We start from the raw sequence: 19960 nt of genomic DNA, 5'->3' as shown, positions 1-19960 counted from the left end.
AACGATGCCAACCGATTCCCGCATTTCCGAGGGCTTGCCGTTTCCACTCGGCGCGACCTGGGATGGCAGAGGGGTCAACTTCGCGCTCTTTTCCGCGCATGCGACGAAGGTCGAGTTGTGCCTGTTCGACGACGAAGGAAAGAAGGAACTCGAGCGCATCGAACTGCCCGAATACACCGACGAAGTGTGGCATGTGCATATGGCCGGCCTGAAGCCGGGCACGGTGTATGGCTATCGCGTACACGGTCCGTATGAGCCCGAGGCCGGTCATCGCTTCAATCCGAACAAGCTGTTGCTCGATCCGTACGCGAAGGCGCATGTCGGTTCATTGCGCTGGGACCCGTCGCTGTTCGGCTATACGCTCGAAACGGAAGACGATCTCACGTTCGACGAGCGCGACAGCGCGTCGTTCATGCCGAAGTGCCAGGTGGTCGACCAGACGTTCAACTGGACACATCCGACGCGCGTTCGCGTGCCGTGGGACCGCACGATCGTCTACGAGACGCATGTGCGCGGCTATACGAAGATGCATCCCGGGGTGCCAGAAAAGATGCGTGGCACCTTCGACGGTCTGGCGCAGAAAGCCGTAATCGACCATATCAAACACGTGGGCGTGACGACGCTCGAACTGTTGCCCATTCATTCGTTCGTCAACGATTCATACCTGCTCGACAAAGGGCTGACGAACTACTGGGGATACAACACGATCGGCTTTTTCGCGGCCGATCCGCGTTACTTCGCGCGCGGGCCCGGCGTGATCGAAGAGTTCAAGGAGATGATCGACCGGCTGCACGATGCCGGTCTCGAACTGATACTCGACGTCGTGTACAACCATACGGCCGAAGGCAACGAGCGTGGGCCGACGCTGTCGTTTCGCGGCATCGACAACGCGTCGTACTACCGGCTGATGCCTGAAGAAAGCCGCTATTACATCAACGACACGGGCACGGGCAATACGCTGAATCTCTCACACCCGCGCGTGCTGCAGATGGTCACGGACAGTCTGCGCTACTGGGTGACGGAGATGAACGTCGACGGCTTCCGCTTCGATCTCGCGACTATCCTCGGGCGCGAGCCCTATGGTTTCGACGAAGGCGGCGGCTTTCTGGACAGTTGCCGGCAGGACCCGATCATCTCCAGCGTGAAGCTGATCGCGGAGCCGTGGGACTGCGGACCGGGTGGCTATCAGGTGGGCGGCTTCCCGCCTGGCTGGGCTGAATGGAACGATCGCTTTCGTGACACGGTGCGCTCGTTCTGGAAGGGCGACGAAGCGTCCGCCGCCGATCTCGCCAAACGCCTCACCGCTTCAGGCGACTTCTTCAACCGGCGCGGCAGGCGCCCCTGGGCGAGCGTGAACTTCATCACCGCGCACGACGGCTTCACGCTGAACGATCTCGTCTCGTACAACGAGCGCCATAACGAGGCGAACGGCGAAGACAACAACGACGGTCACAGCGACAACCGCTCGTGGAATTGCGGCGAGGAAGGGCCATCCGACGACGCCGAAATCATCGCATTGCGCGAGCGCCAGAAGCGCAACCTGCTCGCGACGCTGCTGTTTTCGCAAGGCACGCCGATGGTGCTGGCCGGCGATGAATTCGGCCGCACGCAGAGGGGCAATAACAACGCCTATTGCCAGGACAACGAGGTCAGCTGGATCGACTGGTCGGGTATCGACGACAACGGCCGCGCGCTCACCGAGTTCGTGCGCAAGCTGACGACGCTGCGCCACGCGTTACCCGTGCTGAGGCGCAATCGCTTTCTCACGGGCGAGATGCGCGAAGACATCGGCGTGATGGACGTGAAATGGCTGAGTCCCGTCGGCGTCGTGCTGACGGACGAGCAATGGGACGATTCGGCGATGCGCTGCTTCGGTCTGGTGATCGACGGGCGCGCGCAGGCGAGCGGTATCCGGCGTCCAGCCTCCGATGCGACGTTGCTGCTTGTCATCAACGCGTATCACGACGTCGTCGATTTCATGTTGCCGGAGATACCGGGCAGCGATCAGTGGAGCTGCATGATCGACACGAACGCGCCGGAGCGCGACGAATTGCCTGATTTCGGATCGGGCGATGTGTATCAGGTGACGGGCCGCTCGCTGTTGCTGTTCTCGCTGCATGCGAAGGGCGAGACGAAGCGGATCTTCCAGCGGCTCGAAGAGCATTTGACGGAGTGAGCTTTTTTGAAGGCGCGAGTTCGTAGGTGCGATTTGCAGGCGTAGTGGCGGACCTGAGAGGCAGTGGTAGTGCTAAAAGAAAAACGGACCTCTTCGCGAGAAGAGGTCCGTTGCTTTTTGCACAGCCTGTATGTGGGCTGTTGCGTCATCTTCACGCGCTTCGCGCCACCGTCTCCTGTGACGCCGCGCCATTGCTCCACGCAGCCTGTCCGGTCGCTGCGCCACTCGCATTCGAGCGACGTTGCGCCGACGCCGCTGCGACGCGTTCGACGTCGACGCGCGGTTGCGCCGGGCGTGCATCCGTCAACATGCCATAGAGCTTCAGATACGCCTGTACCGGCTTGCGCCAGCTGAAATCGCACCGCATCGCATTGCGCTGCAGAGCATGCCATGACGAAGGCCGCATGAACGCGTCGAGCGCGCGCTGCAAGGCGGCCGCGACGTCCTCGGGTGTTTCGCCATCGAAGAGAAAACCCGTTGCGCCGTCTTCGGGCAAGCCGAGTTCTGGCGAACGCTCGGGCGTGTAATCGACGATCGTGTCGCGCAGCCCGCCGACTCGCGATGCGACGGGAATCGTGCCGTAGCGCAGCGCATAGAGCTGCGTGAGGCCGCACGGCTCGAAGCGGCTGCCGTGCAACAGCAGGTCGGCGCCCGCGTGCAGCATGTGCGCGCGCCGTTCGTCATAGCCGATGTACGCGCCGACGCGCTGCGGCCACGCGGCGGCGAGGTCGCGCACTGCGGCTTCGAGATACGCGCCTCCCTTGCCGAGAATCGCGACCTGTAGCCGCGCATCGCGCGCGAGCAGTAACGGCAATGCTTCGACCACGACGTCCGCAAGCTTTTGCGACGTGAGACGGCTGCCGATCGCAACCAGCGGCGCGAACGGATCGACCGTCAGGCCGAAGGTCTGCTGCAGATCGCGCTTGCAGGCCTGCTTGCCGCGCACGTCGTCGGCGGAAAAGGCGCGCGCGATCATCGGGTCGGTAGCGGGATTCCATGTCGCGCTGTCGATGCCGTTCGTGATGCCCGACAGCTTGTGCGAGCACGCCTGCAGCACGCCTTCCATCAGATGCCCGAAATGCGGCGTGAGAATTTCGCGCGCGTAGTTCTCGCTGACAGTGACGACCTGGTCCGCGTATACGATGCCCGCTTTCATCATGCTGAGCGCGCCGTAGAACTCGATGCTGCGCGGGTCCGTCAACGCTGGCGCGAGCAGTTCGGGCGGCACGCCCATCCAGCTGCCGAGCGCGAGTGGATAGTTGCCCTGAAACGCAAGGTTATGCACGGTGAACACGCTTTTCGCCGCGACACCTGCGAGCTTCATCAACAGCGGCGTGAGGCCCGTGTGCCAGTCGTGCGCATGCACGATGTCGGGCATCTGCACGCCGCGCACGCCGCGCGCGATGCGCGTTGCGGCAGCCGCAAGCGACGCGAAGCGGATCGCGTTGTCGAGATAGTCGCGGCCCTGCTCGTCCTGATAGAGGTTGTCGCGTTTGAACAGATGGTCCATCTGCAGGAGCAGGACGGGCACGCCCGTATCGGGCATGTGCGCGCGCAACAGTCGCGCGTCCCCGCCCGGCAAGCCGCTGATGCGGCAGATGGGCGTCACGCCCACCGCGCGTTCGAGCGCCGCAGGATACGCAGGCAATAGAATGGTCGAAGCGACGCCCGCATCGCGCAACGCGGCGGCGTACGCACTCACCATATCGCCCAAACCGCCGGACTTAGCCAGCGGCATCGCCTCCGAGGCGACGAGAAGGACGTTCAGCGTCAAGGTTGTGACTCCTGGTGAAAGAGTAGATTGAGTGAGACGCTTGAATTGCCGCCGCAGATGGATTGCCGCCGCAGATGGCTGGCGCGATCCGTGCGTCGGATCGGGTCGGCGATAGAGGCGAGGGAAGACGGCTTCCGTGAGCAGCAAGCGGTGTGCCATCGGCACGCGCGTACCGTGAAGCTTCTACGGCGAGCCTCGGCGTTTTCTTCAGATCTTTGAGCGACGCGGGACTGCGGTGCATGAAGCACTGTAGAGGATGAAATGCGTCAACTTGGTGAAGGTTCGCAATGGATGGGTGCCGGCCGTGCGAATGCAAAATCGCGTTGGGAAAAGGAGAGGGTTTTACACAGGCGTACTGATCCTGCACGAGCGTTCGACACTTCAATGTCGTCATACGGGGCGCATTGCGCGCCCCGTGTACATCGGCGCTCTACTACGCCTCAGATATCGAGCCGCGAGATCTTCGCGCCTTCGAGCGACACGCCCGCCATCAGACCGGCATTGGTCAGCACGAATGCCTGCACGGGCTTCGTAGCCGTCGTCGTATCGATGTTGCCGTTTGCGCCAACCTTCACGAGCGCGACCGTAGCATCGCCGCCAACCGACCAGCCCTGGCTGTTGCGGAAGCTGTCGAGTGCATCCTGCGTCATGAACAGGAAGATCACGCCCTTGGACTGCGCGCCGATCTGCAGGCCGAACGAACCCGCTGCCGTGCTGTAGTAACCCACCGTTTGCCCGCCGACGCGCAGCGACCCTTGGCCATATTGTCCGCCGATCCAGAAGCCCGCCTGCACGACGGATGGGAACACCAGCACGCCACGCGCCTTCGCGACCAGCTCGCGTGAGCCGTGCGCGGTCGTGTAGAGCCGCGAGAGCGTTTCATCGACGCTCGAATCGATCGCGCGGCGCTTGTCCGAATTGCTGGTGCTCGTCGTGGAATTCGAACCCGTCATCGTGCAGCCCGAGAGGGCAAGACCGCCCGCAGCGAGTGCGGCGCCGGTGCTCAGTATGAAATTTCTTCTATGCATCGTTAATCTCCTGTCTGTCAACGCGAGATCCCCGGCTAGCGCCTCCCTTGGTGCTTCGCCGCAGCCGCCCGGGCGCGCTAAACCTTTGTGCGGCGAGGGCTGACAACGTGACAGCAGTTCGCGTGCCTGCCCCTGTCGCCGTTGCCGCCCATGATGCGTGAAGGCGCGTGACTAGTCCTTTGCGGTATGGATGCGGCGGCACGGCGCAGGCATGCCTGTATGAATTACACACGCGCTATGCGTCGTCGGATGTCGCCCGCTTCAACAGTTCGAGCAGACGCTGCGGGGTGAGCGGCTTCGCGCAATGCGCATCGAAGCCGGCTTCGCGCGCCCGCTCGCGATCGAGCTGCGACGCGTAGCCAGTACACGCGATCAGCAACATATGCGAGGTCGATTCAGAGGCGCGCAGGCGACGCGCAAGCTCGAGCCCATCGACGCCCGGCATCGCAATGTCGAGCACGACCGCAAATGGCTGCCATTGGGACGCGAGTTCGCAGACGTCCTCGGCGCGGTGCATCGCGCGGCATTCGAAGCCGTTTGCGAATAGCAGCAGTTGCAACGCGTCGGCGGCATCGGCGTAATCGTCGACGACCAGCACGCGCCGGTTGTCGGTCATGTGCGCGCCGATCGCACGCCATTGCAATTCGTCATCGCTGTCGTGTGGATTTTTCGTTGCCATCTTCACGGGTCTCCATTTGGCGCTTTGGCGTCTTTCTGCCTCCCCAAGGCTGCGAATTCAGCAAGGGATGGGCCCGAAGCGAGTGGGATAAGCGAGCATAGGGTTGCCGTTCGGAATGGAATCAGTCGCCGTTAATTAACAATTCCGGCGCATGTAGGGGTTAACCACACGCAATTGGCAACCGTTAAAAAGCGCGAATTAGCCAAGCCTGTTGTTTATAGGAAAACTTTCCCTTTTATTCATGCGACATAAATGCTCATTCGGATTTATATTCTGATCGGCGCCGCGATAACGAGATTCGATGTAAGGCGCCGGCGGCCAGGACATCGGCCTCGCCGGAATGCGCGCATCCAATAAGACAGCAAGCGAGGGACTATGAATACATCGTCTGGGATGGGGCGGCGTGCGCTCGGCATTGTCGGCGGCGCAGCGCGTCTCGCGAGCGTGGATGTGTTGCGCAAAATGCATGACGCCAATGCCACTGCGCGTACGTTTCAGCCATTGGATATTGCTGTCGAACGCATATCGGATATCGAGCGCCGTGCGTCAATTTCTTATGTTGCGGGTTCAGCGCAACACAAGTTGCGCGTATTCGATGCGATACGCGATTTCGAACAGCGCGGCTTGCCCGCTGTTGCGCTGCCATGCTTCGAAAGCCATTTGTTTATCGACGAATTACAGCAGAACACGACGCTCGCAATCGTCGACATGGTGGCCGCTCTGTTTGCGCATATTCGCCAGCGTTTTCCGCTTGCGCGCCGTGTCGGCGTGCTGACCTCGCCGGTGCTGTGCGAGCACCATCTGTTCGAACGATATGGCGAGAGCGCGCGTATCGAAGTTGTGAGCGTCGGCTTGAAGGGCGTGGACGGGTTGCGTGAAGCATGCGAAACGCTGATCGGGCAGGGCGTCGACGTGCTGCTGCCGGGCAGCACCGATAGCGCCCTGTCGCTGCGGCGGCTCGGCGCGCTGGCCGTGCCGATCGTCGACAGCTATTCGGTGTACGCGCAACATCTGTTGTTCGCCGAGCATTGCAAGCCGGCGCGTCAGATCAAGCTTGGCGTGGTCGGCGGCGTCGGGCCCGCCGCGACAGTCGACTTCATGCACAAGGTCGTGCGCAATACACCCGCCGCGCGCGATCAGGATCACATCAAGGTCATCGTCGAACAGAACCCGCAGATTCCCGACCGCACCGATCATCTGACGGGCGATGGCGCGGACCCGACGCTCGCGCTCTACGCGACATGCAAAAAGCTCGAAGACGGCGGCGCCGATCTGATCGCGATTCCGTGCAATACCGCGCATGCGTTCATCGGGCCGATCGAAGCACGCTTGCGCGTGCCTATCATCAACATGATGAACGTGACGGCCGACTATCTGCGCACGACGTTTCCCGCCGTCGATCGCATCGGCCTGCTCGCCACGGACGGCACGATTGCAAGCGGTGTTTATCGCTCGGCGCTCGAAGCGCGCGGCATGACCCAGGTCCTGCCGCCGCTCGCGATGCAGGCGCGCGTGATGAACGCGATCTACGGCGCGCGGGGCGTGAAGGCGGGTTTCACGAACGGCGACTGCGCCGACGACATCATCGCGGCCGTCGAAAGCCTGTTGTTGCAGCGGGTTGAAGTCATTCTGCTTGCCTGCACCGAGCTGCCGCTTCTTTTCCCGCAAGCGGCGACGGTGACGCGCAAAGGCCGCAGCGCACATCTCGTCGATCCGACGGACGTGCTCGCAAGATGTTGCGTCGAGTTCGCGCGAGGCACGCCGCTCATAGTACCGACGAGCGCAAGCCATGAAGCGTTGCCGGTCGAATATGCCGCGTATGCGAAACGCAAGGAAAGCAATCTGGCATTTAATGCCGAATTGCTTTAAAGACAATTACATGATGACTTTCGTGTTTCTTTTCGCTTTCTAATGGCTTTCCGATAAGAAGTATTTCAAGGTATTTCTTTTCCTTGTCAAACGTTTCACAATAAGTTCTTCATTCGACTTCAGACTGCGTTTCCAGCGACGGCCAGCCTTCCCGGGCAAGCCGTCATCGGTCGATTCCGCTGGAACCTGGACGCTCGAATGAACGGACTCCCTCTCTCTTCCTTGCGCGTGAGCGCAATCGTTGTGCTTGCATCGTTCGCCCTCGCCGCATGCGGAGCGGACGATGCCGCCACGGTCGGCAACTCCACGCCCAGCGCGTCGCAAGCCAATACCGCTGCGCCTTCCGCGTCGCCGCCTGGATTGCCGCTGCCGTCTTCGACGACGGGCAATTCGGCCAGTGCGTTTAATACGCCGGCCGCGAGCGGCATGAACGCGGCCGACAACACGCGAAGCGACGCGCAGGACAGCACCGCCATTCTCAGCGCGCAGGCCAGCCTTGCTGCCGACAACCAGCAGGTCGCGCCCGTTCTTCGCTACGCGCCAGGCGAAGCGAGTCATTGAATCGACGTTCAGGCAATAAAGAAATAAAGAAACAAAGAAACGCGCGTGAATACGCGCGGTTATTCCCTTGTTAATTCCTTTCCCCCCGAGAAGAAGGCAATAACATCATGACATCCAATAGCCGTCGCCGTTTTCTAAAGACCGCTGCAACGTCCGCGGGCGCCGCCGCCGCCGTGACGATGCTGCCGGAATCGATCCGCAATGCGCTCGCCGTCCCCGCCAATTCGCGCACGGGCTCGATCCGTGACGTCGAGCACATTGTCGTGTTCATGCAGGAGAACCGTTCGTTCGATCATTACTTCGGCCATATGCGCGGCGTGCGCGGCTACAACGACCGCTTTCCGATCCCGCTGCCCAATGGCAAGCCCGTCTGGTATCAGCCGTCGAAAGCCGATCCGACCAAGCCCGTGCTGCCGTTCCACCTGAACACGCAGACCACGAGCGCACAATGCGTCGGCGATCTGGATCACTCGTGGTACAAGACGCACGGCGCGATTGACGGCGGCCGCTACGACCAGTGGCCCGCGAACAAGACGGACATGACGATGGGCTATCACCTGCGCTCGGACATTCCGTTCCACTACGCGCTGGCCGATGCGTTCACGATCTGCGACGCGTACTTCTGCTCGCTGCCGGGACCGACGCACCCGAACCGCTCGTACCTGATGACGGGCATGGTCGATCCGACGGGCACGAAGGGCGGCCCGCTGCTCGACAACAATGATTTCGTGGATGGCGACGTGCCGCCGAAGTATCAACTGCTGTCGTGGACGACCTATCCGGAGCGTCTGGAAGCGGCCGGCATCTCGTGGCAGATCTATCAGCAGGGCACGGACGGCTCGGACCCGCTGAACGGCAACTACGGCACGAACATCCTGCAGAACTTCGAGAACTTCATCAACGCGCAACCGGGCTCGTCGCTGTTCCAGCGCGCGCAGACGGTGCGCACGATCGACGACCTGAAGGCCGACGTGCAGGCCAACCGCCTGCCGCAAGTGTCGTGGCTGTGCCCGCCCGCCGCGTACTCGGAGCACCCGAAGTACACGCCCGCGTACGGCGCGGAGTACACGTCGCAGATTCTCGATGCATTGACGTCGAACCCCGAGGTGTGGAGCAAGACGGTGCTCTTCATCATGTATGACGAGAACGACGGTTTCTTCGATCACGTCGTGCCGCCGCAAGTGGCGACGTCGCGCGCGCAAGGGCTTTCGACGGTGACGGCGGACGGCGAGATTCATGACGTAGTGAATCCGGGCCGCGGCGGCAGCTATACGGCCGACAACCTGCCGTACGGTCTCGGACCGCGCGTGCCGATGACGATCGTCTCGCCGTGGACGAAGGGCGGCTTCGTGTGCTCGCAGGTGTTCGATCACACGTCGGTGATCCGCTTCATCGAAACGCGCTTCGGCGTGCATGAGCCGAACATCACGGCATGGCGCCGCGCGGTGTGCGGCGACCTCACGACGGCATTCGATTTCCGCACGCCGGATGCGAAGATGCCGCCGCTGCCGGACACGAGCAACTACAAGAGTATGGCCGACAACCAGTGCGCGACGCAGCCCGCGCCGACGGTGCCTGCCGTGCCGGGTGCGATCGATCCGCAGGAAGCGGGTATCCGTTTCGCGCGTGCATTGCCGTACGAATTGCATGTGAACGGCAAGGTCGACGAGAAGGCGAACTCGCTGACGATCGAAATCGGCAACACGGGCGATCAGGGCGCGCACTTCTATGTGTACTCGACCAACCGCACGGATGGTCCGTGGCGCTATACGGTGGAAGCGGGCAAGACGCTGAAGGACGTCTTCAACCTGTCGTCGACGAATGGCGTGTACGCGTTCACCGTGTACGGCCCGAATGGTTTCGTGCGCCGCTTCGCGGGCAACGCGCAGCCGCAGTCGAACCAGGCCAATGTGCAGGGCCTGTTCGGCCACAACCGCAAGCCCGCGTTGCCGGAAGTGAAGACGCATTACGACGTCGGCAATGGCAACGTGTATCTGAAGTTCACGAATCATGGCGACAGCATCGCGCGGCTCTCGGTGGTCGATAACGCGTATGGCGCGCATCCGCGTCCGGTGATCGTGCCGCCGAACGGGTCGATCGAAGAGGCCTGGGTGCTGTCGGCGAGCCACCACTGGTACGACCTGACGGTGAGCGACAACGATGACGCGTCGTTCCAGCGTCGCCTTGCCGGTCACGTCGAAACGGGTAAGACGAGCATCAGCGATCCGGCGGCTGTGGTGCCCGTCATGACGGCGTCGTAAGTGGCCTGAGCGTTAACGTATAAAACAGCGCAAAGCTTGGCCCCTGCATGGTTCACATGCTGGGGCCTTTTTTGTTTGTTCATCAGCAAGGGCGGTTCACACGCCTTCGACCAGCACGCCGTCGCGCGCAACGATCCGCCCATTCGCCACGACCAGCTTGCGCACAGGACGCGCAGCAACGGCATGCGCGACGGTTTCCGCGTCGACGAGCACGAGGTCCGCGCGCGCGCCCACGTGCAGGCCGTAGTCAACGAAACCGCAGCCGCGTGCAGCCGTGTGGCTCACGCAGTCGAACGCGATGGCGAGCGTATCGTCGCGACGCAAGTCGTAGCGCATGCCGATCAGCATCGCGCGCTCCAGCATGTCCGGCGAGCCGAACGGATTCCATGTATCGCGGATGCCGTCGTTGCCGCCGAACAGCGTGACGCCTTTCTCGATGCATGCGGCAAGCGGCGGCACGGGCACGGAAGCGGGCGCTGTCGTGAGCAGCGCGACGTTCAGCAACGCGAGCCGTTCGAGCAGCGGATCGCGCTCGCGCGGCGCGAGTGCGCCGAGACAGAACGCGTGGCTGATCACGACGCGGCCCTGCATGCCGAGCGCCTCGACGCGATCGAGCAGCAGCTTCAGGGTGAATGCGCCGATCTCGGCGGGCTCGTGCAGATGGATGTCGATTGGCTTCTGATGGCGTGTGGCGAGATCGAAAGTCGCGTTCAGGGATGCAACGGGATCGCCGTCGATCAAGGCCGGGTCCAGCGCGCCGAGCACGTCGGCGCCCGCGCGCAGCGCCTCGTCGAGCAAGGTGACGGTACCCTTGCGTTTGAGCATGCCCGATTGCGGAAACGCAACCGTCTGCATGTCGAGCACGTCGCGTAGTGTGTCTCGCGTCTTCAGTACGCCCTCGAGGTGCTTCAGGCCGGCGTCGGTATCGATATCGACATGCGTGCGCAAGCGCGTCGTGCCCGCCTGCAAGAAGGCGCGGGCCAATGCGAGCGAAGCAGTGGCCGCGTCGTGTCCGCTTTGCGCGCGAAAGCGGCGCTCGTTTTCGATGCGATCGGTGAGCTTCGGTCCCACGTCGTTGCGATACCAGCGCATGCCCCACATCGTCTTGTCGAGATGCGTGTGGCCTTCGACGAAGCCAGGCAACAGTAGCGCACCATTGGCATCTTCGCGCACGACGTCGTTTTCGACCCGTAAATCAGGACTGATCGCGTCGATGCGGCCATTGACGATCGACACGTCGACGTGCGTGCCATCGGGCAAACGTGCATCGGCGATCAATAGCGGCTCTTTCATGCAGACTCCATTTTTCTCTCAGCGTCAATGCGTTTGAGGCGGCGCCGCGTCCAGAGGGTCCATAGCGTGAGCGAGCCATAGACACCCCAGCGCAGCGCCATCGAAATATGCAACGCCAGTTGCGCGTCGCTCAAGTTCGTCACGACCCAGTAACGCGCGGCATTCTCGGCCGTCAAGCCGATGCCCCACACCACTGTCATCCGGCGGATCTGCGCGACGAGTTTGGGACGCTCGCGATAGTGGCGCTCGAACTCTTCGACACCTTCAAGCGATTCACGCGACGCCGTCGAACGCGCGAGGTAGTAGACCATCGGCTTGCGCAGCAGCAGTGACAGCAGAAACGTGATGCCGATGACGCCCGCCACCATCGGGTCTTCGAGCGCGCGCCGGTGCTCGCCCCGGTCGATCAGCGCCCACGCGAGCAGCGGCAGGATGCCCGCCAGCACGATGGCGCTCAATGAATCGAAATGCCGCGAGTGATACAGGTCCCATGCAATCCACGCAATCAACGGCGCGGCCGATGCGGCGAGCGCGCCCGTCGTGCCCCAATGCGGCAGCGCAAGCCGGTACGCGAGCCACGGCAGCGCGACATTGATGACCATCGCGGACAGGTATCGGTACGGAACCTTCATACGCCCTCTGCGCTAGCGGTGCCATGGGTTTGCGTGCGTAGTGTCGCATATCGGCGAGGGCGGGAAAATCGGCATTGGCGTTCGCGAGAGCATCGCATGAAAAACGGCGGGCGCCCTGAGGCGCCCGCCGTTTGCATGTCACGCGTAGTGCAGCCGATACCCGCTCAGACAAGCGGCAACGTCTGCCGATCAAGCGTCGGTTTCATGATCGGCGCCAGCGCCGCGAAAATGCGCTGACCCTGCTCCTCGTCGATCACGCTCGTGAGCAGCGAGCGGAAGCGCGGCTCTTCGACACCAGAAACGATGTACTGCCAGCGATACGCGTCGAGCATCGCCGCCTGCACCTCCGCAATTTCAGCGGGCAACAGCGTACGGCCCATATGTTGGCAGAAGTACGCGGCATCTTCCGTCGCCTGCATCTGCACCACGCCGTCGACGCCCGCCACCAGCGCGATCAGATCGTCGACGGCAGCATCGCGCGCGGGCTTGTCGAGCTTCGCATCCTCGCGCATCCATTCGAGTTCGTCGATGATCGCGTGCTGCGATTCTTCTTTCCAGTGGTACATGAACACGTCCTTGAACAGTGGCGAGAGCGTGTCGTCCGCTTCGATGCTCTGACGGTAATGCACCTGAGAGAAGATTTCGATGAAACAAGTCAGCGCGAGAATCCCCCACGTCGATTTGCCCAGCACGAACATGGCGATATCGTCTGGATCGGGCAGGAAGCGATAACCTGCGGGCATGTCCGCGCCCGCGAGCAACTCGATGCGGCGGAACAGTTCCTGGTGCTTCAGTTCTTCGTCCGTCAGACGCACGACGGCTTCCAGTGCGATCTGGTCGCCAAGCGCATGATCGCGTCCTAGTTCGAGCATCTTTGCGCCGATGAAGCGTTCAACGAGTTTGAACATGTTCGCGTACGTGCGACCCTGCACCTGCGAATAGAAGCGGCGCTCAGCGTCATTCAGAAACGGCAGGCGATACACCTGGGACAGCCCGTCCGGCAGAAACTTCTGATCGATATCGAGCGTGCGCCCGCGGATCACGTCGTTGTCGATATCCCAGCGGATTCGCTTGGACACTTCGACGCATTTGGCGTAGCGATGGGAAGGCAGTTGATACTCTACAGCTTGCATCTGAGAACTCCATTTCGGCGGGATTGCAGTGGGGTGGCGCCGAAAGAAGAACGAAGAGAGAGGGCGCCGACTCAAAGCGCTGCGCCGTGGTGTGTTGCGTGCCGTAGCGAAACGCTGATGCGCATTGTGCGGATCGGCATTTGATCGGACATGAGACGCGAGTCCCGGTACTCGCTGTGAGCACTGCAGCAAAGTCGCGAAAAGCCGGGACATGCGCCCCGTCATGCAGTGCGTCAAGGCGACGATCAGGCAGCGGGCGCGTCGAAGCCCGCCTTGCGCGCCATCACGATGGCCTGCGCGCGGCTTTCCACTTCGAGCTTCGCGAAGATGCTCGTGATGTGATTGCGCACGGTCTTCTCCGATAGACCGAGCCGCGCAGCGATCTGCGCGTTGTCGCGGCCACCCGCGATCAGTTCGACGATCTCGCGCTCGCGCCGCGTGAGTGACGAGAACACGGGGTTGGCGTGCTTAGCCGGCGGCAGGAAGCCGCGCACTTCGTCGCGCCAGCGCTGCCACGCGTTCTCGGATTCGAGCGTCAGATGATTCTCGCTTTCGAGCGGCACGAAGCGCGCGTTGGGAATCAGGCTAGCCAACAGGCGGCTTTCTTCGAATGGCACGCGTGCGTCGCGCACTGCGTGCAGCACGAGTGTCGGACATTGCACGTGCGGCAGCAGATCGACCACGTCGATGCAGTTGAAGACGCGCATGATGCGCGCGGCGTTTTGCGGTGTGGTCGAAATGCGTTCGAGTTCGTTGAACCAGCGGTGCTGGTCGGCCGTGCCGCCCGGGATGAACTGGGTCGTAAAGAACTGGCGAAAGGCAGGATTGTGCTGGCCCCAGCCGATCTCGGCGAGCTTGGCGAGCGTTTCGGCTTCATCGCGCGCCTGCTCGGTGCGCGAGCGGACCAGCCGTCCGCGCGCGTAGCCGCCATGCAGGATCAGATGCGAGACGCGTTCCGGAAACGCGACGGCATAGCTGATGGCAATTGATGCCCCCTGCGAAATGCCGAGCAGCGCAAAGCGGTCAACGCCGCTCGCATCGATGACGGCGATCAGGTCCTGCTTCCATGCATCGAATGAAATATCGGCAACGTCGTGATCCGACAGGCCGCAGCCGCGCTGATCGTAGCGGATCAGCGTATGGTCGCGGCACATCTCGGCAATCATGTGGCTCCATACCGGGCTCGCGAGATCGAACTCCAGATGGCTCAGCCAGTTCGCGGCCTTGACGATGGGCGGCCCGCTGCCGCAGGTCGCGTACGCGATGCGCGCGCCGTCGTGCGCGGTACACAGCCGGATTTGCTGTCTCCACTTCGGGGCGGTCGCGGACATGAGCCTCCCGGCGGCGATGGAAGAGGCACGCGTCAGCTTGCGGGTCGCATGACGCGCGCTTTCATTCAGCTTATCACCGCGGGAGCGCTTTGCAGCACGAAGGTGCGGACAAACTACGCGTCAGCCGCTTATGTAGGTCGAACGTATGAAGCGCATGGTGTATTCGCGCCTAAAGCCAGAGCCTATGCATTCACGCGCATTCACGCGCCGACGCTGCGTGGCGCCTTCTCGACCAGCGGCGCGGACACCGCGTTCGCCGCCTGCACGCACTGATTGACGAGGTCGCTGAACGCGTTGGCGTTTTGCGTGTCGCTCAATGCGCCGACTTCATCGACGCGCTCCGATTGCCCGCCAATGCCGACGATCAGTTGCACACCGGGCGCGCGCTCACGGATGCGTCGCAGCAGATTGCGCAGATAGGGTGGCGCTTCGGGGGCGTCGAGCGTGACCACGCAGACGATCGCCGCGCCGTCGATGCCGAGCGTTTCCATGTGGCCGCGCCGGAACTGCGCGTAGTTCGCCGTGACGGGCGCGAAGCCGCGGCGCGTCAGCAACTGCACAGCAATCGCCGTCGTCACTTCGTCGAAGGCGCCACGGCCCGCGACGCACACGACGCGCAACTGTGCGGCGTCTTCCGGCAACACGGCAGACGCCGCATCGGGCCCGTTCGGATCGGGCTTCTCTTCGGGCATGCCGTCGAATTGCTCGAGGTTCTCGATGATATCGAGCAACGTCTCGTTCATGCGCGCGAGTTGCTCGGGCGCGAACACGCCGCGCAGCGTGTCGTTCCGCGCGAGCCGCAGGCCTTCGCGCGCGACGTCGTCGTAATAGCGGGTGAGCGCCATTTCCTTGAGGAACCGGTCGGCCTGCACGATGGCCTCGTGTGGATCGTCGGCGAGCAGGCGCTGATAGAAGTTCTGCGCGGGGGTGAGCGCAGGCTGATCACCGAGCAGCACCGTCAGGAACTTCAGGCGCTCCGCGTAACGGCCCAGCGTGACGAGGCATAGCGTGAGCGGCGTCGACAGCACGAGGCCGATCGGCCCCCACAGCCAGCTCCAGAAAATTGCCGCGACGACCACGGCGAGCGGCGACAGCCCTGAACTATGCCCATACAACAGCGGCTCGACCACCTGGCCCGCGACAACGTCGATAGTCACGAACAGCACGATCGTCCACACGGCCATCGTCCATTGCGGCTGGATCGCAGCGGCGAGAATCACGGCGAGCAGCGCCGCGATCCACGTGCCGATATAAGGCACGAAGCGCAGCAGCGCGGTCAGCACGCCGAACAGCAGCGCGCCCGGCACGCCGATGATCGCCAGGCCGATAGCGATCGTCGCGCCCGCGCCGAGGTTCACGCCGAGCTGCGCGACGAAGTAGCGCGACAGGCGGCTCGCCGCGTCGTTGATCGCGGTGGTCGTGCGATGCAGGTCGCGCGCGCCGAACAGGCGTATCAGGCGGTCGCGCAGGTCTTCTCGCTGCAGCAGGATGAAGATCGTCACAACGAGCACGATGAACATCGTCTCGAGCGGTCCGACAACGGGCGAGAACACGCGTTGAGCGAGTTGCAGCGGCGACGGTATGGGCTCGTGTACTTCGACGGGCAACGGTGCGGAGACGGTCGGTTTCTGCGAGCGGCCCGCTTCGTGCGGCGTGTTGGGCCGGTCGGGTGTGACGCGCGCAAGCGCAGTCGCGGCGCGCGACAGCAGCGCATCGGCGCGTCCCACCGTTTTCTCCTGCACGGTCTCGACCTTGCGCTCAATGGCCGCCTGGTACTGCGGCAGCGAGCTCGCAAGCTGCGCGATCTGCGCGCCGATCAGCGTGCTGACGGCGAGCAGCGTGACGACGGCAAGGAGCACGGCGACGAAGATCGACGGCAGCTGGCCGAAATGAAGACGCCGCAACAGGCCGACGAGCGGCGCGAGCAGGAAACTCAGCAGCACGGCGAGCGTGATCGGAATCAGCACCTCACGCGCAAAGTACAACCCGCTGACTACAACGACGAATGTAATCACCGACGTCAGGCCGTGCAGCCCCGGTGTTCCCGGCGGGTAGACACGGTTGGGCGAAGCGCGGTGCGGGGTGAGCGGAACTTTCATGGCGTGTGCCGGTGGTGGCCGTGCGATTGATACGAGGGCAGCTATTGTAAGCAAGACACAGACCCGGGCGCAGAACGAGCGGGTGCGTGTCAGCCCGTTCAGATCAGTGTATCAACTGCGTCGCGCGCATTTGTATGAAGACGGCAAAGCGGGGCGACAGGCATAATCGTGAAATTGGCCTGGTCGAAATTGTAGTTATTATTCCGGGCGCTGATCCAATTACGGGGTAACGGCATGCGCCGCGCAACGGAAATCGACCTGGCATTGAACGCACGGCCTGACGGTGTGCCGTTACAGCGCTGGCTCTATGGCGAACTGCGTGCGGCCATTCTCGAAGGGCGGCTCGGCCCGGGCGCGCGCCTGCCCGCGACGCGCGACCTCGCAGCGCGTCATGGCGTGTCGCGGGGCACGGTGCTGGGCGTGTTCGCGCAACTCGCGGCGGAAGGCTATCTGTCCGGCGCGGTCGGGCGTGGCAGTTTCGTTGCGAGCGAATTGCCGGACGGGCGCTTCGAATCCGCACCCGTGTCCGATACCGCGCGGCATGCACGCAAGCAAGCGGACGCGGGCCGCAATGAAGGCATCGCGCTGTCCGCGCGCGGCCGCTTGCTGGCGCGCAGCGCGTTCGCCGTCGAAGGCCGCTCGTTTCCGACGCGCGCATTTCGTCCGAGCCAGCCCGATTTGCAGTTCTTTCCGTTCGCGTTGTGGGCGCGTGTCGCAGCGCGCCGCTCGCGGCTGTCGAACCGCTCGATGCTCGCCGACGGCGAAGCGCAAGGCTACCGTCCGTTGCGTGAAGTGATCGCGGAGCACGTGCGTGTGACACGCGGCATCGCCTGCACGGCGGATCACGTTGCGATCGTCGGCAGCGCGCAGCAGGTGATCGATCTGGCCGCGCGTCTGTGGCTCGACCCCGGCGACGCCGCGTGGATGGAAGACCCCGGTTATCAGGGCGCGCGGCTCGTGCTCGAAGCGGCGGGCGCGCGCATCGCCGCCGTGCCCGTCGATACGAACGGCATCGACGTGTCAGCGGGCCGCGCGCTCGCGCCCGATGCGCGGCTTGCCTATGTGACGGCCGGGCGGCAGGCGCCACTCGGTCCCGCGCTGTCGCTCGAACGGCGGCTCGCGTTGCTCGACTGGGCGCACGCGCGCGGCGCGTTGGTGATCGAGGACGACTACGACAGCGAGTACCGCTTTGAAGGAAGGCCGCTGGCCGCGCTGAAGAGTCTCGACAGCGCGGGCAACGTGATCTATTGCGGCACGTTCAGCAAGCTGCTGTTTCCCGCGCTGCGCATCGCGTATGCGGTGCTGCCGGAGCGGCTCGTCGATCCGTTCGTCGCTGCATGGTCGCTGACGGGCCGGCACGTGCCGCTCGATCAGCAAGCGACGCTTCACGCGTTCATCGCGGAAGGGCATGCGGGTCGTCACGTGCGGCGCATGCGCGAGCTGTATGGCGAGCGCGCCGAAGCGCTGCGCGAAGCGGCGCGCCGCCATTGGGCCGGGCTGCTCGCGTTGCCGCCGATCGTCGCCGGGCTGGATGCGCCCGCGTTTTTGCCCGCAGGCGCCGATGATGCGCTGGCTGCGCGCCTTGCCGCCGAAGCCGGCATCGAAACACGGCCGTTGTCGTCGTACGCGGTGCAGCGCGCGGCGCCCGCCGGCCTGGTGCTGGGCTTTGCGGGCGTCGGCGCGGACGAGATCGACGCGGGCGCCCGGACGCTCGCGCGTGTTCTGCAGAAGATGCTCTACAAGACCTGATACCCGTCGATCACGGCGGCAGCACGAGCGGACCGCAGTTCGAATCGGTGACGAACACGGCGAGCAGTTTCGCGGGTTGCGCGGGGTCCGGATTCTCGGCGAAGTCGTGCAGTGTGCCGGGCGGTTCAAACCATGTCTGGCCGCTGCGATAGTCGACGGCCGGGCCGCTGTCCAGCCGCGAACGCAGCGTGCCGGAGATGACGTAGGCCGTCACCGAGCCGGGATGCCGGTGCGCGCCCGTGTAGGCGCGCGGCGGAAAGTCGACCACGACCGTCGTCACGGATTTGCCCGGCACGTTCGCGAGTGGCTCGCACGACAGTACGCGCGAGATCGTCGTTGGGCGCTGGGCGGCGGCATCGGAGGACGACGATGCGTCGGTGAGCAGTGGCGTACTGCACATCGCGTCGAGCCATTGAATGGCGGGGCGCGTCGGCAGCATGGCAAGTGGGGCGAGCGCAAGGGCGGCGACCGTGGCGACCGTGCGCGCATGCCGCGCGTTCGCACCCGCGAACAGGTGAGCGGGATTCATTGCGCCGCGCGCAGTGCGTTCGTCGTGCTGCGCCGCCAGTCCGCCGACCAACCAAGCTGGCGCTTCGCCTTTTCCGTCGATACGACGGGATTGTCCTCGGCGATGTTGAACGCGCCGGCTCGCGCATGCCGCAACGCGAGCGCGGCGGCGTGCGCGGCCGCGTCGACATGGACGGGGCTTGCGCCTTTCGCGTGGTCGCTGCCTGTGCCGGGACCGTACAGTTGCCCATAACGCAGCACCGTGCCGATCAGCGGCGCCCTCAGAACCTGTGTTTCGAGCGATACGACGCCACGCACCGTCACGAGGCGATTACCTTCGGCTTCCGTATCGAGCGGCTGCGTTTCGTCGTAGGGTTGCGCGCCGTCGCGATACGCCCACGCGATGCTTTGCGCGACGAAGCGCTTCGTGCCCGCCGAGCGCGCCGCTGCGATCAGGTTGCGCGTGCCTTCGTCGCGAATGCGCGCGTTGTCCGCGATCGCCTGCTGCATTTTCGCGGGATCGAGCGCGGGCGGCAGGTCGGTCAACTGATGGATCACGCAGGCGGGTTCGATGCGCCGCAGCGCTTCGGTCAACGCGCGCGCGTCGAACACGTCGACGATCACGGGCGTCGCGCCCGCCTGTTCGATTTGCGATGCGCGCTCGGCGCGGCGCGTGCTGCCGTAGACGGTGTATCCCGCATCGACCAACATCGGCACCAGCGCGCTGCCGATCGCACCCGCCGCGCCTGCCAGAAAGACTTTCGTTTCCATCCGATGATCTCCGTGTATGCCAGGGCCCTGGAGCCCAAGTACGGAGACTAAGGCTGATAATGGTCCATACAAAGATCCATTATCGACAGAATGATTA

Annotated in this window: 15 protein-coding genes; 5 read left to right on the top strand and 10 right to left on the bottom strand. The window is 63.6% G+C overall.

The genetic code is table 11. From position 1 onward, the window contains the following. Positions 1–4: 4 nt before the first annotated feature. On the top strand, positions 5–2176 hold the full coding sequence (glgX, locus tag BLT65_RS38585; protein WP_091788419.1) for a glycogen debranching protein GlgX: 2172 nt from the start codon (positions 5–7) through the stop codon (positions 2174–2176). Between the two features lie 151 nt (positions 2177–2327). Here the strand turns inward: glgX and glgA are convergent, their stop codons facing one another. From glgA to BLT65_RS38570, 3 genes are all read right to left on the bottom strand, one after another. Further along, complete coding sequence (gene glgA, locus BLT65_RS38580; protein ID WP_091788416.1) at positions 2328–3950, bottom strand: glycogen synthase GlgA; 1623 nt, start codon at positions 3948–3950, stop codon at positions 2328–2330. Between the two features lie 440 nt (positions 3951–4390). Next, on the bottom strand, positions 4391–4978 hold the full coding sequence (locus tag BLT65_RS38575; RefSeq protein ID WP_042308180.1) for a BPSL1445 family SYLF domain-containing lipoprotein: 588 nt from the start codon (positions 4976–4978) through the stop codon (positions 4391–4393). A gap of 235 nt (positions 4979–5213) precedes the next feature. Next, on the bottom strand, positions 5214–5657 hold the full coding sequence (locus BLT65_RS38570; RefSeq protein ID WP_042308177.1) for a response regulator: 444 nt from the start codon (positions 5655–5657) through the stop codon (positions 5214–5216). 375 nt (positions 5658–6032) lie between these two features. Here BLT65_RS38570 and cuyB point away from each other — a divergent pair, with 375 nt between their 5' ends. The 3 genes from cuyB (at position 6033) to BLT65_RS38555 (ending at position 10348) form a co-directional block, all read left to right on the top strand. Further along, a complete protein-coding gene (cuyB, locus tag BLT65_RS38565) occupies positions 6033–7526 on the top strand; it encodes a cysteate racemase (protein WP_091788413.1) in 1494 nt (497 codons plus the stop codon). Between the two features lie 198 nt (positions 7527–7724). After that, a complete protein-coding gene (locus tag BLT65_RS38560) occupies positions 7725–8087 on the top strand; it encodes a hypothetical protein (protein ID WP_091788410.1) in 363 nt (120 codons plus the stop codon). 107 nt (positions 8088–8194) lie between these two features. Then, positions 8195–10348 (top strand): phosphocholine-specific phospholipase C, encoded by a 2154-nt coding sequence (locus BLT65_RS38555; RefSeq protein WP_091788407.1) that lies wholly within the window; start codon positions 8195–8197, stop codon positions 10346–10348. 96 nt (positions 10349–10444) lie between these two features. On the opposite strand, the gene BLT65_RS38550 is transcribed toward BLT65_RS38555, so the two are convergent. The 5 genes from BLT65_RS38550 to BLT65_RS38530 all read right to left on the bottom strand — a co-directional run bounded on the left by BLT65_RS38550 (position 10445) and on the right by BLT65_RS38530 (position 16836). Continuing rightward, positions 10445–11641, bottom strand: coding sequence for an amidohydrolase family protein (locus tag BLT65_RS38550; RefSeq protein ID WP_091788404.1), 1197 nt, complete (start codon positions 11639–11641; stop codon positions 10445–10447). After that, positions 11638–12273 (bottom strand): VC0807 family protein, encoded by a 636-nt coding sequence (locus BLT65_RS38545; RefSeq protein ID WP_091788401.1) that lies wholly within the window; start codon positions 12271–12273, stop codon positions 11638–11640. The genes BLT65_RS38550 and BLT65_RS38545 overlap by 4 nt, the downstream gene beginning before the upstream one ends. A gap of 164 nt (positions 12274–12437) precedes the next feature. Beyond that, positions 12438–13406 carry a hypothetical protein gene (locus BLT65_RS38540; protein WP_091788399.1) on the bottom strand — a complete coding sequence of 323 codons (969 nt, stop codon included), beginning with the start codon at positions 13404–13406 and terminating at the stop codon, positions 12438–12440. A gap of 245 nt (positions 13407–13651) precedes the next feature. Continuing rightward, the gene (locus BLT65_RS38535; RefSeq protein ID WP_042308162.1) at positions 13652–14737 is read right to left on the bottom strand and encodes an alpha/beta fold hydrolase; all 1086 of its coding nucleotides are present in this window, start codon (positions 14735–14737) and stop codon (positions 13652–13654) included. A 200-nt stretch (positions 14738–14937) separates the two neighbouring features. After that, positions 14938–16836, bottom strand: coding sequence for an AI-2E family transporter (locus tag BLT65_RS38530; protein WP_091788396.1), 1899 nt, complete (start codon positions 16834–16836; stop codon positions 14938–14940). 234 nt (positions 16837–17070) lie between these two features. Here BLT65_RS38530 and pdxR point away from each other — a divergent pair, with 234 nt between their 5' ends. After that, complete coding sequence (gene pdxR / locus BLT65_RS38525; RefSeq protein WP_091788393.1) at positions 17071–18585, top strand: MocR-like pyridoxine biosynthesis transcription factor PdxR; 1515 nt, start codon at positions 17071–17073, stop codon at positions 18583–18585. A gap of 10 nt (positions 18586–18595) precedes the next feature. Here pdxR and BLT65_RS38520 read toward each other — a convergent pair whose 3' ends face one another. Then, positions 18596–19114, bottom strand: a complete 519-nt coding sequence (locus BLT65_RS38520; protein ID WP_091788493.1) for a cupin domain-containing protein — start codon at positions 19112–19114, stop codon at positions 18596–18598. Further along, positions 19111–19863 (bottom strand): NAD-dependent epimerase/dehydratase family protein, encoded by a 753-nt coding sequence (locus BLT65_RS38515; RefSeq protein ID WP_091788390.1) that lies wholly within the window; start codon positions 19861–19863, stop codon positions 19111–19113. Before BLT65_RS38515 ends, BLT65_RS38520 begins: the two co-directional genes overlap by 4 nt. Positions 19864–19960: the final 97 nt, after the last annotated feature.

The organism is Paraburkholderia steynii, from assembly GCF_900100565.1.
Lineage (GTDB): Bacteria > Pseudomonadota > Gammaproteobacteria > Burkholderiales > Burkholderiaceae > Paraburkholderia > Paraburkholderia terrae.
This window is presented reverse-complemented; position numbering and strand designations above follow the sequence as displayed.

Bases quoted from the DNA above. Each gene is read 5' to 3' on its own strand.
- glgX (WP_091788419.1), top strand. From the start codon at position 5: ATGCCAACCGATTCCCGCATTTCCGAGGGCTTGCCGTTTCCACTCGGC.
- BLT65_RS38555 (WP_091788407.1), top strand. From the start codon at position 8,195: ATGACATCCAATAGCCGTCGCCGTTTTCTAAAGACCGCTGCAACGTCC.
- BLT65_RS38570 (WP_042308177.1), bottom strand. From the start codon at position 5,657: ATGGCAACGAAAAATCCACACGACAGCGATGACGAATTGCAATGGCGT.
- BLT65_RS38540 (WP_091788399.1), bottom strand. From the start codon at position 13,406: ATGCAAGCTGTAGAGTATCAACTGCCTTCCCATCGCTACGCCAAATGC.
- BLT65_RS38560 (WP_091788410.1), top strand. From the start codon at position 7,725: ATGAACGGACTCCCTCTCTCTTCCTTGCGCGTGAGCGCAATCGTTGTG.
- BLT65_RS38535 (WP_042308162.1), bottom strand. From the start codon at position 14,737: ATGTCCGCGACCGCCCCGAAGTGGAGACAGCAAATCCGGCTGTGTACC.
- BLT65_RS38550 (WP_091788404.1), bottom strand. From the start codon at position 11,641: ATGAAAGAGCCGCTATTGATCGCCGATGCACGTTTGCCCGATGGCACG.
- BLT65_RS38515 (WP_091788390.1), bottom strand. From the start codon at position 19,863: ATGGAAACGAAAGTCTTTCTGGCAGGCGCGGCGGGTGCGATCGGCAGC.
- BLT65_RS38545 (WP_091788401.1), bottom strand. From the start codon at position 12,273: ATGAAGGTTCCGTACCGATACCTGTCCGCGATGGTCATCAATGTCGCG.
- BLT65_RS38520 (WP_091788493.1), bottom strand. From the start codon at position 19,114: ATGAATCCCGCTCACCTGTTCGCGGGTGCGAACGCGCGGCATGCGCGC.
- pdxR (WP_091788393.1), top strand. From the start codon at position 17,071: ATGCGCCGCGCAACGGAAATCGACCTGGCATTGAACGCACGGCCTGAC.
- BLT65_RS38575 (WP_042308180.1), bottom strand. From the start codon at position 4,978: ATGCATAGAAGAAATTTCATACTGAGCACCGGCGCCGCACTCGCTGCG.
- BLT65_RS38530 (WP_091788396.1), bottom strand. From the start codon at position 16,836: ATGAAAGTTCCGCTCACCCCGCACCGCGCTTCGCCCAACCGTGTCTAC.
- cuyB (WP_091788413.1), top strand. From the start codon at position 6,033: ATGAATACATCGTCTGGGATGGGGCGGCGTGCGCTCGGCATTGTCGGC.